The sequence below is a fragment of the Pseudomonas citrullilanati genome (assembly GCF_030580855.1).
In the GTDB taxonomy this organism is placed as follows: domain Bacteria; phylum Pseudomonadota; class Gammaproteobacteria; order Pseudomonadales; family Pseudomonadaceae; genus Aquipseudomonas; species Aquipseudomonas citrulli.
In genome coordinates this window covers 21,835-36,159 of record NZ_JAUQOP010000024.1, presented here as the reverse complement: position 1 = coordinate 36,159, position 14,325 = coordinate 21,835, and the positions used below count along the sequence as shown (strand labels likewise).

The following is a 14,325-nucleotide window of genomic DNA, read 5'->3' as shown; positions in this document are numbered from 1 at the left end:
GCGGAGCATGGAAACCCCCGGAGCGCAATGCCTCGGGGGTTTCCATGCTAGGCACTTGCCTGGCAGGGGGGTGGTAACTATGTATAGGCGATCCCGACGCCGGTTACTGGCCGGACTTGATCCGCGTCCACGCCCGGGTCCGCGCGCGCTCGGCATCCCTTGGCAACGGCTGCAAGGTGTAGAGCGAGGCCATGGCCGCTTCGGTCGGGTACAGGTTGGGGTTGTTGCGGATCGCCGGGTCGACCTTGTCGGTGGCGTCCTTGTTCGGGTTCGGGTAGCCGACGAAATCGCTGATCGGCGCGATCACCTGCGGTTGCAGCAGATAGTTGATGAAGACGTAGGCGTCGTTCGGGTTGGCGGCGCCCTTGGGAATGGCGAGCATGTCGAACCAGATCGGCGCGCCTTCCTTGGGCAGGCGCATGTCCACGACCACGCCGTTCTTGGCCTCCTTGGCGCGGTTGGCCGCCTGGGAGAAGCTGCCCGAATAGCCCACCGCGACGCAGATGTCGCCGTTGGCGATGTCCGCCATGTACTTGGACGAGTGGAAGTAGGTGATGTACGGCCGGATCTTCATCAGCAGCGCTTCGGCCTTGGCGTAGTCCGCCGGTTTTTTGCTGTTGGGGTCCAGGCCCAGGTGCTGCAAGGCCAGCGGCAGGATCTCCGACGGCGAATCCAGCAGCGCCACGCCGCATTGCTTGAGCTTGCCGAGGTTTTCTTCCTTGAAGATCAGGTCCCAACTGTCCACCGGCGCGTGGTCGCCCAGGGCGGCCTTGACCTTGTCCGGGTTGAAGCCGATCAGGATGGTGCCGTACATGTAGGGCACGGCGAATTTGTTGCCCGGGTCATTCGCCTCGATCAGTTTCATCAGCTTGGGATCGAGGTGGTTCCAGTTCGGCAACTTGCTGCGGTCCAGGGGCTGGAAGACCCCGGCCTCGATCTGCTTGGCCAGGAACACATTGGACGGCACCACCACGTCGTAGCCGGAATTGCCGGTCAGCAGCTTCGCCTCCAGGGCTTCGTTGGTGTCGAAGATGTCATACACCAACTTGACCTGGCTGTTCTGCGCCTTGAAATCTTCCAGCGCCTTGGGCGTGATGTAGTCGAACCAGTTATAGACACGCAGGGTTCGTTCTTCGGCGTGGGCCGTACCCAGCAGCGCGGCGCACAGGGCCGGCACCATCAAACGCTTGAGTCTGTTCATGCTTGTCTTCCTCATGGGGCGCTTTGGAAACCTTCAAGGACGTTCACGGCATTGATGCCGATTTCTGCCACCGCATAGCCGCCTTCCATCACGAACAGGGTCGGCTTGCCGAGTGCGGCGATGCGTTTGCCCATCGCCAGGTAATCCGGGCTGTCGAGCTTGAATTGCGAGATCGGGTCGTCCTTGAACGTGTCCACCCCCAGCGACACGACGATGACATCGGCGTCGTAGCCGCGGATCTGTCCGCAGGCCTGCTCCAGCGCCGCGCTCCAGGTGTCCCAGCCCGAGCCGGCCGGCAAAGGATAGTTGAAGTTGAAACCTTCCCCGGCGCCTTCGCCGCGCTCATCGGCATACCCCAGGAAGAACGGAAACTCCGCCTCCGGATGACCGTGGATCGAGGCGAACAACACGTCGTTGCGTTCGTAGAAGATCGATTGCGTACCGTTGCCGTGGTGGTAGTCCACATCGAGGATCGCGACCTTCTCGTGCCCCTGGTCGAGAAAGGCCTGGGCGGCGATGGCCGCGTTGTTCAGGTAGCAATAGCCGCCCATCAGGTCACCTGCGGCGTGATGCCCCGGCGGGCGGCACAACGCGAAGGCACTGCGGGCGCCGCCCTGGACCTCGGCCTGGGCGGTGAGGGCCACCTGCGCGGCGCTGTAGGCCGCTTGCCAAGTGCCGGCGGTAATCGGCGCACCGCCATCGAAGCTGTAATAGCCCAACTGGCCGTGCAGGCTGGTGGGGATGACCGTGCGCAACGTCCGCGCCGGCCAGGTGAAGGGCAACAGGTCACCGTCGCGCTGGTATTTGGCCCAGCGGTCCCAGGCGCCCTTGAAGAATTCCAGGTACGCCGCGCTGTGGATGCGCTGGATCGGCCCCAGGCCAAAATCCCGCGGCGCCTCCACCGGCCCCAACGCCTGCGCCTTGACCCGCTCCAGCACATGATCGGCCCGCGACGGCATCTCGAAACACGGCATCAACTGCCCATCCATCAACTCGCAGCGGCCATGGTGCAAGTGGTGATCGTCGGAATAGATCGTCAGCATTTATTGTTCTCCGCAAGGCTGTTCCGGTAGCTCACAGTCTTGCGGGATGCGCTGTTGGAGAGAACGGCAGGAGCGGCCAAAAGGGGATCGAAATGGCCAAAAGGTTTGACCGTAAATGGCCTCTTTGTGGGTGCAGGTGTGCATCACAAGGTTCGTGAGGCCTACGCCCGGAATCTGGTTGATGCCTCACCGAATCCTTTATCATCGCCCCGCTATTTAGCAGTCCAAGGCCTGTATCTTGCTGGCTGGCGCGCTGGCCATTGGCGGCTGCACTTCGTTTCTGCCGGGCAAGCAGTACGTCGTTCCCAGCCCCGACGAACCCTGCGCAACGGTTCGCCTCAAGGCAGCCAGTGCACACAAATCCCCGTGGCGAGGGGATTCATCCCCGCTGGGCTGCGTAGCAGCCCCCAACAATCAATTCATCGAAGGCGACACATGCCTGCAATTATCCGCCTTGCTGTACCGGAGGATGCCCCCCTTCTTCCCGCCATTGAAATTTCCGCCGCTCAGGCATTTCGCCTGATTGACGAATTGAGCTGGCTGGCTGAATCGCCCCCGATGTCCATCGAATGTCATAGCCAACGGATTGCTCTATCGACGTGTTGGGTGGCAGTAGATGCCGAAAATCGGCCGCAAGGATTCCTCAGCGCGGAGCGCCACGGCAATGATCTTCACATTTATGAATTATCCGTGATGCGATCGATGCAAGGACAAGGCCTAGGGCGGCAGTTGATCGAAGCAGCGAAAGCCTATGCGCGCTCAAGCAGGCTTGGTTTCGTAACGCTCACGACCTTCACAGATGTACCGTGGAATGCACCGTTTTACTCCCGCATGGGCTTTCAGACTAAAGCCAACCCAGACCTGGATCAGAGGCTAGCGGCGATATTGAGCATGGAATACCAGCACGGATTCGCTCCGGAAAGTCGTTGTGCCATGGCATGGCCAGTGGCTTGAATGCTGACGTCATCAGGGTCAGAGAAGGACGGTCCGCTCAGGGCCAAGCGAGCCTTCGGAAGAGGAGGCTGTTCAATTGATTGGAGTGGCTAACGACGCTTGGGTGTAAAACACCAGCCTGGTTATTTCTTGCCTTGGGCCGCTTCCCGAGCGGTCTATGGGGCTATGGCGTAATACACGACGTCGAGAAGCTGTTCCATGTGGGGTTGAGTTTCTTCCGATCCAGACTGTGCATTGACAGGAAGGGCCTCATCGCGGGCAAGCCTTGCTCCCACAGAGGATTGGCGTTGTTCACAGCATTTGTGAGCAGTGGAGATACCTGTGGGAGCAAGGCTTGCCCGCGATAGCCATCTAGGAAGCCGCCGCGCCCACGGCGACAAACAGGCCGAAAAAGAAATGACCGTGTTCCTGAAAAAGCTGGACCGCCATACCTGAAGGCTACGCACCCGTGGCGAGGGAGCTTGCTCCCGCTTGAGTGCGAAGCACTCATGGAAAACATCAGAAATAAATCCGCTTCTACTTAAAGCTAGCAATCTATAGCAAAAGATAGGTATTTGAGCTAGCTTTGGCTATCTTTATATAGATTTCGTTACTTTGTGAGGCCGACATGGATCCCTACCGTAATCCGTTTGCACCCGGTGCGGGCAGCAGGCCCCCTGAACTGGCGGGACGCGATCTGATTCTTGAGGATGCAAGAATTGCCTGCGGACGGGCCATCAATGGGCGAAGCGCTCGTTCCATCATGCTCCTTGGGTTGAGAGGCACGGGTAAGACGGTTCTGTTGAACGAGATAGGAAAAATTGCGAAGGAGGCAGGTCTTCTCGTCTCCAAGGTGGAGTTGCCAGAACGCGAAAGCCTTGCACGTCTTATCTATCCTGAGATGCGAAAAGTCATGCGCGCGCTTTCCGGCCTTGAGGCCGCCAAGCAAATTGCTAATCGTGGGCTGAAAGGTCTTCGCGGCTTTGCATCAATCTTCAAGATTGATATCGGCGGTATTGAGGTCGGTGTTGAGCCTGAGCCTGGACTCGCGGATAGCGGAAATCTTCAATATGATCTGCCAGATCTTTTCACCGTAATAGGCGAAGCGGCACAGGCCGCCGGCAAAGGCTGGATTCTGCTCATCGATGAAGTGCAATACCTCACCGAAGCAGATCTATCGGCATTGATTGTCTCTATCCATCGCATGTCGCAAGAAGGGCTTCCGGTGCTGCTGGTCGGTGCTGGTCTTCCGCAAGTCGCCCGGCTGGCGGGTGAAGCGAAGTCATATGCGGAGCGGCTTTTCCTTTACCCGGAAGTGGGGCCGCTTGATCAAGTGTCTGCGACTCAAGCTGTTCAAAAGCCAATCGTGGAGGAGGACGCTTCAATCAATGCTGCAGCGCTGGGCAATATCGTTGAGCGGACGCAGGGCTATCCTTTCTTCCTTCAAGAATGGGCATCCACGGCATGGAATATTGCCGAGGGGCCTGAAATTACTGTTGACGATGTCGAGCATTCTTATTCGGAGACATTGGCCTCTCTTGACGCGGGTTTCTTCAGGGTCCGCATTGATCGGCTCACACCTTCGGAAGTGCAGTTTGTGAAGACCATGTCCGGGCTTGGTGACGGCCCTTATGCCATCGCTGATATTGCGAAAGCGATGGGACGTCCTCAATCATCGCTTGGACCGACTCGTGCCAACATCATTTCCAAGGGCATGATCTACAGCACAGATCATGGTTACCTGAATTTTACCGTTCCACTTTTTGCGGAATATATGCGTCGACAGGTATGAAGCCTGCAATGTTCCCGAACAAGCGTCGGCCCATACGGGACTTTCCAATACATGGGCAATCACGGGATCGTCTTCAACGTCTCGCAAATCACCCTCATCGACAGCGTGCGCGGAGCCTGCGCGGTTGCAATTGGCCGTATGGAGCTATCGCTTACGAAGCATAGTGGTGAATAGCTAGAGCCTTATTCGTCCGCTTTCACATATAGAAAACCAAAAACCCGACGCAAAACGTCGGGTTTTCTCGTTGGGAAAAAAATCCTACTGCCGCGGCTCCACGTTATCCAACACCCGATTCGCCAGCAACGAACTCAACTCAATCAACTGCTGTACCCCAAGCGCCACATGGCGCCTCGATCCCTCCAGATCAAACGCCAAGTCACTCACCATCGCATCAGCCGAAGCCAGCGTCTCACTGAGATTGGCGAGCAAGCATTCGTTGTCTAGGCCTTTCACAATGGTGAAAACCTGCCCCGGTTTGGGCTCGTCTTGGGATTTATCCGGCTTCGGTAGCAAGTAGTGATCGAGCACCCGTTTGGTGGTTTCGTCTTGCTGTTTGGCTTTGGATTTTGCGGATTGTGGGGAGGGGGCTGCGTCTGGGGGATTTGGAGTTGCTTTGAACATTTTCACGTTTCCTTTGTTAGTAGGCCGCCACCGTCTCGCTACTAAACGAAAGGGAGGCAGCTGTGCGCAAGTTAGTAGACCGGTAGGAAACGAAAACCCGGCGCGCCCGAGGGCGCCATGCGCACAGCCACCATCGAGTGCAGGCAATGCCCGACTGATGAGACTCATGCGACCGTATCCTGAACCGGGCTACTAAACCCGACCACTGATGGGCAGTGGCAGGAAGACAATAGAACCCGGGGACAGGGCGCACAAGCGGGCGGATTCTGGCGTAGTTGTAGGCAAAGGCGCAAGGATGCGTAGCTTGCTGGTAGGGTGTAGGTGAGGGCTGTAGGAGAGAGGGTTTTTGGCGATGCGGGTGGCTTTTTCTGCGCCGGAACAGAGGTGATTTCATCGCGAGCAAGCTCGCTCCCACAGAAGATCGGGGTTGTTGCAGATGGTGTGTTCACCACCATCCAGTGTGGGAGCGGGCTTGCTCGCGAAGGGGGCGGCACATTCAATATTGATGCAAGCTGACCCACTGCTTTCGCGAGCAAGCCCGCTCCCACAAGGAGTGGCGGTGTTGCAGATGTTGTGTTCACCGCCCGGTGTGGAGCTTGCTCGCGATAGCTATCTGGTGGAAATGAGGCGGCCTCTGAAAAAGCTGGACCGCCATTTCTGAGCCACACTTCAGCTCCCTTGATTGTTGCAGTCGGCTGCATGCTTGAGGTACGTCAGGGCTTTCTGATCACCCATTGAATCGAGATAGGTAAGTTGCGCATTCACCAAGCCGCAGTCTTGGCCACCGTCTTCGCTCAGCGAAACCACTTTTGCGATATCCAGGTGACTGCCGTAGGAATAGGTTTCGCCGGCTGTTTTGTCCTGGGCCATGGCGGGTAATGCGACGGCGCCCAGGGCGGTGATCAGGCAAGCGGCAGCGATGTTCTTCAGGTTCATGGTCGTTTTCCTTCAATGAGTTCGATGGTTTCATCGAGGCGATTCGTGTTGTCTCGATGGGCTCATTAAAGGCCCGCGAGGTATCTCGGCTGTGTCGAGAAATGCCTCGGTTGGATGGGTTACGTATCTGAGGTGGGTTGCGATACAGAGCGATACAATCGCCACTCTTTTTGCGTCGGGGAGCAGGGCATGGAACATGTCGATCACGTATTGATCGTGGATGATGATCGGGAGATCAGGGAGCTGGTTGGCAACTACCTGAAGAAGAATGGCCTGCGCACCACCGTGGTCGCCGATGGCCGCCAGATGCGGGCCTTTCTCGAAACCAACCAGGTGGACCTGATCGTGCTCGACATCATGCTGCCGGGGGATGACGGGCTGCTGCTGTGCCGCGAACTGCGCGCCGGCAAGCATAAGGCCACGCCCGTGCTGATGCTGACGGCGCGCACCGACGAGACCGACCGCATCATCGGCCTGGAAATGGGCGCCGACGACTACCTGGCCAAACCCTTCGCCGCCCGGGAGCTACTCGCGCGCATCAACGCCGTGCTGCGGCGGACCCGCATGCTGCCGCCCAACTTCGTCGTCTCCGAAAGCGGCCGAATGCTCAAGTTCGGCCGCTGGCGCCTCGACACCACTGCCCGCCACCTGCTCGATGAAGACGACACGCTCGTTTCGCTGAGCGGTGCCGAATACAGGCTGTTGCGGGTATTTCTCGATCATCCCCAGCGGGTGCTGAGTCGCGACCAGTTGCTCAACCTCACCCAGGGCCGCGACGCGGACATCTTCGACCGTTCCATTGACCTGCTGGTCAGCCGCGTGCGCCAGCGCTTGCTGGATGACGCCCGCGAACCGCTCTACCTGAAGACCGTGCGCAATGAAGGCTATGTCTTTACCTTTGCCGTCGAAGTGCTTGGGGAGCAGTCATGAAGCTCGCCTTGCAATGGCCCCGCACGCTGGCCTCGCGGTTGTGGCTGGTGTTCCTTGTCGGTCTGATACTCGCCCAGGCCCTGACGTTCGCCGCCCAGTATTACGAACGCTACGAAAGCACCAAGACGGCCATGCTGGGCAATTTCGAACACGACACGGCGACGTCCATCGCCATCCTCGACCGTCTGCCGGCGGCCGAGCGTCTGGCATGGACCAAACGTCTGCAGCGCCGCAACTATGACTATTTGCTGCGCGAACATGATCCTGGCATTCCACTCACTTCGAACGATCTCGCGGCGACGGCGGCGCAATCCCTTCAAGTCGCGCTGGGCCGCGACTACGACCTGACGCTTGTTGAGATCCCGGGGCCATTCCAGCATTTCCAGGCTCAGGTGCGGCTGGCGGACGGCAGCCCGGTCACCATCGATGTGCGCCCTTCGGTCCGGCCGCTGTCACCCTGGTTGCCCTTCGTCCTGTTCGGTCAGCTGGTGTTGATCATCGGCTGCACCTGGCTGGCCGTGCGCATCGCGATACGCCCGCTCAGCCGCCTGGCCGAGGCGGTCGAGAACCTCGACCCGAACGCCCACCCCGTGCAGTTGGATGAAAGCGGCCCACGGGAAGTGGCCTACGCGGCCCGGGCCTTCAACAGCATGCAGGCGCGCATCGCCGCGTACCTGAAAGAACGCATGCAGTTGCTGGCGGCCATTTCCCATGACTTGCAGACGCCCATCACGCGCATGAAGCTGCGCGCCGAGTTCATGGACGACTCGGTGGAGAAAGACAAGCTGGGCAACGACCTGAACGAAATCGAGCACCTGGTGCGCGAGGGGGTCGCTTACGCCCGCAGCGTCCATGGTGCGACCGAGGCCAGTTGCCGCATTAGCCTGGATTCCTTTCTCGACAGCCTGGTGTGTGACTACCAGGACACCGGGCGGGAGGTCAGCCTGCGCGGCAAGAACGGCGCGGTCATCGAGACACGGCCCCATGCCTTGCGCCGGATCCTGGTGAACCTGGTGGATAACGCGCTGAAGTACGCCGGCACCGCCGAAGTGGAAATCGCCGGCGACGCGAACACGGGCGTTTCGATCCGTGTGCTTGACCGAGGCCCGGGCATTCCCGAGGAGGTCCTGGCGGAGGTGGTCAAGCCGTTCTATCGCGTGGAAAGCTCACGCAACCGCAGCACCGGCGGCACCGGCCTGGGCCTGGCCATCGCCCAGCAGTTGGCCGTGGCGATTGGCGGTTCACTGAGCCTGCGCAACCGCGACGGCGGCGGTCTTTGCGTGACCCTCGACTTCGTGCCCCAACGATAGGCCCCGCGGGCTGTACACCCCTGTGCAGCCCCCGCGACCGGGTTCGTGGACCCGGGTTTGTAAGCCATTGTATCCAGCGCATTGGCGTACTCAAAAGAACGCATAACCACCGGTTTTCGAACATAGCCGGTATACATCCCCTTGCAAGAATTCTCCCCATCGACTCGCCACCGGATCCCCGAACGGCGAGCCCTGACTACCGGAGAACTTGCCATGACGATCCAATCCTACCGTCCCCAAGGCTGGCCGCTGTTCGGCCTGATCGCCGCCCTGGTGGTGGCGATGAGCATTACGGCTGTCGCTGTACAACCCGACCTGGTCGAGGGGCTGCGCAGCGCCATTCGCGCCACCGCCCGTTCCTCCTTCGCCTTGTTCCTGGTCGCGTTCACCGCGTCGGCCTTTGCCGTGCTGGTGCCTTCGGCGTTCTCCAAGGCGCTGGTGCGTGAGCGGCGCTTCATCGGCCTGGCCTTTGCCTTCTCCCACCTGGTGCATGCCGTGCTGATCTACGGGTATGGGCAGCTCAATATCGAATTCTGGCCGGGTCGCACCGTTGCCAACAACATCCCGGGCGGGACCGCCTACGCCTTCATCCTGCTGATGGCGCTGACGTCATTCAAAGGCCCCGCCCGACTGCTGGGCCCCAAGGCCTGGAAGGCCTTGCACGTCACCGGCATGTGGGTCATCGCCGCCGTGTTCGCCTTCTCCAACTTCAAACGCATCCCGATGAGCGACTGGTACGTGCTGCCCTTCGGCCTTACCTGCGCCGCCGTGGCGATCCGACTGGTCGGCAAGCTGGCCATCGCCAACAAGCGCAGCCAAGCCAGGCAAGCGTCGATGCGCCGAGCGGCAGTCGCCTCCTGACAGACCCGCGATCCGCAACAGGCACGACCTGGTCGTTCACACATTCTCAGAAGCAGTCATCCCGGCTGCCTAAAAACAAGGAAGCAAAAATGAGCAATAGCATCCCTACCTCTCAGGCCGACACCCACAAGGACCGCCTCAACCAGGACCTGTTGGACTTCCTGGGCAAGTAAGCCCGTCGCTCCCTCCAATCAATGAATGAAAAGGAATGATCATGCCTACTATCAAATCACTCTTGGCCGCCACCATCACCGCAGCCGTGGCTCTGACATCGCTGCATAGCGTCGCCGCGCAACCCGACGCCGCCAAGCCCACCGTCGTGCTGGTGCATGGCGCCTTTGCCGAATCGTCCAGTTGGAATGGCGTCGCCGCCCAATTGCTGAACCAGGGTTACCCGGTCGTCGCGGCGGCCAACCCGCTGCGCGGCGTGAAGCAGGACGCCGATTATGTTGCCGACATCGTCGAGCACACCGCCGGCCCGGTGATCCTCGTGGGCCACTCCTACGGCGGCGCCGTGATCACCAACGCGGTGCACGACAACCCCAGGGTCAAGGCGCTGGTCTACGTCGCGGCCTTCGCGCCGGACAAAGGCGAAACCGCCATCGAACTGTCCGGTCGCTACCCGGGCGGCACCCTGGGGCCGACCTTGGCCGCGCCGGTGCCGCTGGACGACGGCAACAAAGACCTCTACATCCAGCAGGACAAATTCGGCCAACAATTCGCCGCCGACGTCCCAGCGGCCGAATCGGCCCTGATGGCCGCCACCCAGCGTCCCATCAGCGAGGCTGCATTGAAGGAAGCGTCTGGCGACCCGGCCTGGAAAAAAACGCCGTCGTGGTTCATCTACGGCTCGGCGGACAAAAACATCCCCGAAGCCGCGCTGAAATTCATGGCCGACCGCGCCGGCTCGAAAAAGACCGTCACCGTCCAAGGCGCCTCCCACGTGGTGATGACGTCCAACCCGGGGAAAGTCGCCGAGCTGATCATCGAAGCGGCGCAGGCCAGTTCCAAAGGCTGATCGCGTACTGACTGAAAGACCCGGCGCAGGACGCTGATGCCCATCAGTTAAGGATCAAACGGCACAAACCCTGTGGGAGCAAAGCTTGCTCGCGATAGCGACAGATCAGTCAACATTGTGACGGACTGACTTAGCGCAATCGCGAGCAAGCTTTGCTCCCACAGGTTTGTGGCATTTTCTGTTCAAACCGAAGCGCGTTTGGTGGCCCATTTACTGGCGTCGGTATTTGGATTGGCTCGGAAATGGACAACGCAGTGGCTTTATAGCTGGCCGCGTACAGGATGAAAAGTACTAAATCGGGCATCGTCATGTGGGTAAGCAAAGGTCTCCCGTCGGGCAGTCCTAATCACCCTCCACCTCACTCCCCAACCGACTCCGCATCGCTTAAAACTTCATCCTGAAAACAGGGAAACGGGTCCGAAATGAACACCGTCAGCACATGAATCCCTTCCAGCAAAGGGCTTTTGATTCAACGAGGACTTTTGTTCTCCGACAGGCAATTACCGCCATCGACCACAAGCAGTTCGCCCGTGATGTAGCTGGCTTCCGGAGAAGCAAGAAAGGCTACCGCAGCGGCGACTTCCTCCGGTCTGCCCGCACGCCCGACGGGAACATACTTCGCTGCAGCCAATTCCTCGGCTGTGCTGGACTGCGTCGCGATCCACCCGGGGGCAACGGCATTCACGGTGATGCCGAACGGAGCGACTTCCAGGGCCAAGCTCATGTTCATCCCGACGATCCCGGCCTTTGCCGCGGCATAGGCGGCCTCGCCGGGATTGCTGACGCGGGTGCCGGTGGTAGAACTGATATGCACGATGCGCCCGTATCGACGATTTTGCATGCCCGGCAATACGGCTCGGGTCAGCAAAAATACAGTCGTCAGGTTGCGGGCGATCGCGGTGTTCCAGGCATCGACGCTCATAGTGGCCATGTCCGAGAACACCTCGGCTTCACCCTGAACCGCCATGCCGGCGTTGTTCACGAGCACGTCGATTGTTCCCCATCGCGATTCGGCCCAAGTCACCAACTCGGCGACTTGAGCTGGCTGGGTGAGATCTGCCGCGCGACCGTCCACCTCATAACCTTCCGACCTCAGTTGCGCGACGCGATCATGGATGCGGGCGCTGCTGGCGGTGATGACCAGGTTTGCCCCCAGGTTACCCAAGCGCCTCGCGATGGCCAGACCGATCCCATGTTCGCTGCCAGCGCCACTGACCAAGGCGACCTGGCCCTTCCAATTCATCAACATGCAATGCTCCGTGGCCTACGCAGGAATACTGTTGACGGTTGAGAATAGACGGTGCGAGGCCGTAGCCATTCGCCGAAGACTCTACACAGCGGTATCTGGCGGATTTCGACCGTTCTATTTTTACAGCAACAGACTGTTGGTTATAGATAATCTATCTGCGAATCATTAGCATTAGTGGTTTTTGGCGCTCCGTTTCCCGGCAGGTACTCACTCCATGCTATTTCCATCTCGCCTTACGTTGCTGGCTGCATGCTGCTCGGCCAGCTTTCTGGCCCAGGCGGCAGAGCCTATTGAATTGGGCGTAACCGACGTTACCGCCAGTGCGATAAAACCCAATTCCAACACGCTACCCACGCCCTACGCGGGCGGTCAGGTGGCGAGGGGAGGCCAGATGGGCGTGCTGGGGAATCAGGACAACATGGATGTCCCGTTCGTGATGACGAGTTACACCGCGCAGTTGATTGAAGATCAACAAGCTGAGGACGTCGGCGATGTGCTTCTCAATGACCCGTCGGTGCGCCAATCCTATGGGTTTGGTAACCAATCCCAAGTGTTCGTGATCCGGGGCTTGCCGCTGAACAGCGACGACATTTCCTACAACGGGCTGTATGGCGTTCTACCGCGTCAAATTCTGTCGACGGAGGCTATCGAGCGGGTCGAGGTGTTCAAAGGTCCCAACGCGTTTATCAATGGTGTCAGTCCGACGGGCTCGGGCCTGGGGGGCGGCGTCAACTTGCAGCCCAAACGTGCGGAGGATAGCCCGACTCGTCGCTATACCCAGGACATCAGCAGCGATGGCCGCATTGGCGAGCATTTGGATATCGGGCAGCGATTCGGCGAGGATGACCGGTTTGGCGCCAGGTTGAATTTGAGCCAGCGGGAAGGTGAAACAGCGATCGACGACCAGGATCAGCGCACGAAGTTGTTCGTTGCGGGCCTGGACTATCAAGGTGATAACTTCCGCGTTTCCACCGATTTCGGGTATCAGAAACAGCGTATCAATGGACTGCGTAATTCCGTGAATATCGGCAATGCCACCCGCATTCCCACGGCTCCAAACGCGAGCCACAATTATGGGCAGGACTGGACTTACTCCGAAACGGAAGACACGTTCGGCATGGTCCGTGGCGATTGGGACCTGAACGAAAACTGGACCGCCTACCTGGCTGGCGGTGCGAAGCACACCCGCGAAACCGGGGTATATGCCACCCCGACACTGGTAGGCAACAACGGCGTAGCGACGATCGGTGGCTCGGAAATTCCTCACAATGAAGACAATACTTCGTTCAGTGGAGGGTTGAACGGGCGCTTTGATACTGGCCCTGTTTCCCACCAAGTTGCGATCGGTGGCTCGACGATCTGGACCGAGCAGGAAAACGCGTACACGTTCTATCGTTCCGTGACCGGGAACAGCAACATCTACAACACCCCGAAGCTTCCTAAGCCGACGGCGGTGTCCAGCACGGGCGGTGAAATGGGTGATCCCGGGGTGACCGGCAAAACCCGCAACCGAAGTCTGGCGGTTTCCGACACGCTGGGCTTGTTCGATGACACATTGCTGGTTACTTATGGTGTTCGGCGTCAGCAGTTGCGTGTCGAAAACTATAAATACGATGGCACCACTTCAAACGGAGCAGCCAATCCAGCAAACGATGGCAGTCGTAGCGCGCTCTACGAGGAAGCCATTACCACGCCGGTTTATGGCATCGTGTATAAGCCCGTGGAGAGCGTATCGCTCTACGCCAACCGGATCGAAGGCTTGGCAAAAGGGCCAGTGGCGTCCGGTACAGGCATCACGAACCTGGGCCAAGCCTTTCCCCCAGGCCGCACAAAACAGTTGGAAGCGGGCATCAAGCTGGACCTGCAAACCTTCGGTGCCAACCTGGGTGTTTTCCGCATCGAGAAACCTTCCGATGGTTACGTCGACAACGCGCAGAGCCTCTATGTGCGTGACGGTGAGCAGGTCAACAAAGGGCTGGAGATCAGCGTTTTCGGCGAACCCATCGAAGGCCTCCGGTTGATGGCCGGCGGTACCCGCATGACGTCCGAACTCAAAAAAACCGCGGGCGGCCTCAACGATGGCAATCACGCCATTGGCGTGCCAACGTTCCAGCTCAATGCCAGCGTGGATTGGGATGTGCCGGGTATCGAAGGTGCCGCGCTCAGCGCAAGGATGTTGCGCACGGGCGGGCAGTACGCTGATCAGGCTAACAACCTGAGCTTGCCGACATGGAATCGTTTCGACGCTGGTGCACGTTACAAAATGAAATTCGTGGAGAAAGACCTGACGTTGCGCGTCAACGTGGAAAACATCACCGACAAGAACTACTGGGCCTCGGCCAACGGCGGCTACCTCTCGCAGGGTGATCCGCGGTTGGTGAAGTTTTCGGGGACTATCGATTTCTAAGTGCTAGGTGAAGTGAAGAGGGGA

12 protein-coding genes and 1 pseudogene are annotated in these 14,325 nt (G+C 59.3%); 8 read left to right on the top strand and 5 right to left on the bottom strand.

All coding sequences use genetic code 11. The features are described 5' to 3' along the window. Window positions 1-103: 103 nt before the first annotated feature. Window positions 104-1,201: a polyamine ABC transporter substrate-binding protein gene (locus Q6A48_RS16530; protein ID WP_304555192.1), complete on the bottom strand. Its 1,098-nt coding sequence runs from the start codon at window positions 1,199-1,201 to the stop codon at window positions 104-106. A gap of 11 nt (window positions 1,202-1,212) precedes the next feature. After that, a complete protein-coding gene (locus Q6A48_RS16525) occupies window positions 1,213-2,244 on the bottom strand; it encodes a histone deacetylase family protein (protein WP_304555191.1) in 1,032 nt (343 codons plus the stop codon). A gap of 435 nt (window positions 2,245-2,679) precedes the next feature. Between Q6A48_RS16525 and Q6A48_RS16520 the strand changes: the two genes are divergently transcribed. The 3 genes and pseudogenes from Q6A48_RS16520 (at window position 2,680) to Q6A48_RS16515 (ending at window position 4,969) form a co-directional block, all read left to right on the top strand. Beyond that, window positions 2,680-3,198, top strand: coding sequence for a GNAT family N-acetyltransferase (locus Q6A48_RS16520; protein ID WP_304555190.1), 519 nt, complete (start codon window positions 2,680-2,682; stop codon window positions 3,196-3,198). Between the two features lie 357 nt (window positions 3,199-3,555). Continuing rightward, a pseudogene (locus Q6A48_RS26130) lies at window positions 3,556-3,633 on the top strand (hypothetical protein); the annotation flags it as partial. Between the two features lie 172 nt (window positions 3,634-3,805). Continuing rightward, window positions 3,806-4,969: an ATP-binding protein gene (locus tag Q6A48_RS16515; RefSeq protein ID WP_304555189.1), complete on the top strand. Its 1,164-nt coding sequence runs from the start codon at window positions 3,806-3,808 to the stop codon at window positions 4,967-4,969. A 258-nt stretch (window positions 4,970-5,227) separates the two neighbouring features. On the opposite strand, the gene Q6A48_RS16510 is transcribed toward Q6A48_RS16515, so the two are convergent. Then, window positions 5,228-5,590, bottom strand: coding sequence for a DUF6124 family protein (locus Q6A48_RS16510; RefSeq protein WP_304555188.1), 363 nt, complete (start codon window positions 5,588-5,590; stop codon window positions 5,228-5,230). A gap of 669 nt (window positions 5,591-6,259) precedes the next feature. Next, window positions 6,260-6,526, bottom strand: a complete 267-nt coding sequence (locus Q6A48_RS16505; RefSeq protein ID WP_304555187.1) for a DUF2790 domain-containing protein — start codon at window positions 6,524-6,526, stop codon at window positions 6,260-6,262. Window positions 6,527-6,715: 189 nt separating this feature from the next. On the opposite strand from Q6A48_RS16505, the gene Q6A48_RS16500 reads away from it, so the two are divergent. From Q6A48_RS16500 to Q6A48_RS16485, 4 genes are all read left to right on the top strand, one after another. Further along, a complete protein-coding gene (locus tag Q6A48_RS16500; RefSeq protein WP_304555186.1) occupies window positions 6,716-7,456 on the top strand; it encodes a response regulator in 741 nt (246 codons plus the stop codon). Next, window positions 7,453-8,766: an ATP-binding protein gene (locus Q6A48_RS16495; RefSeq protein ID WP_304555185.1), complete on the top strand. Its 1,314-nt coding sequence runs from the start codon at window positions 7,453-7,455 to the stop codon at window positions 8,764-8,766. Before Q6A48_RS16500 ends, Q6A48_RS16495 begins: the two co-directional genes overlap by 4 nt. A 213-nt stretch (window positions 8,767-8,979) precedes the next feature. Next, window positions 8,980-9,627 (top strand): ferric reductase-like transmembrane domain-containing protein, encoded by a 648-nt coding sequence (locus tag Q6A48_RS16490; protein ID WP_304555184.1) that lies wholly within the window; start codon window positions 8,980-8,982, stop codon window positions 9,625-9,627. Between the two features lie 214 nt (window positions 9,628-9,841). Next, window positions 9,842-10,645: an alpha/beta fold hydrolase gene (locus tag Q6A48_RS16485; protein ID WP_304555183.1), complete on the top strand. Its 804-nt coding sequence runs from the start codon at window positions 9,842-9,844 to the stop codon at window positions 10,643-10,645. A 469-nt stretch (window positions 10,646-11,114) separates the two neighbouring features. Here Q6A48_RS16485 and Q6A48_RS16480 read toward each other — a convergent pair whose 3' ends face one another. After that, window positions 11,115-11,894, bottom strand: coding sequence for an SDR family NAD(P)-dependent oxidoreductase (locus tag Q6A48_RS16480; RefSeq protein ID WP_304555182.1), 780 nt, complete (start codon window positions 11,892-11,894; stop codon window positions 11,115-11,117). A 214-nt stretch (window positions 11,895-12,108) separates the two neighbouring features. Here Q6A48_RS16480 and Q6A48_RS16475 point away from each other — a divergent pair, with 214 nt between their 5' ends. Further along, window positions 12,109-14,301 carry a TonB-dependent receptor gene (locus Q6A48_RS16475; RefSeq protein ID WP_304555181.1) on the top strand — a complete coding sequence of 731 codons (2,193 nt, stop codon included), beginning with the start codon at window positions 12,109-12,111 and terminating at the stop codon, window positions 14,299-14,301. Window positions 14,302-14,325: the final 24 nt, after the last annotated feature.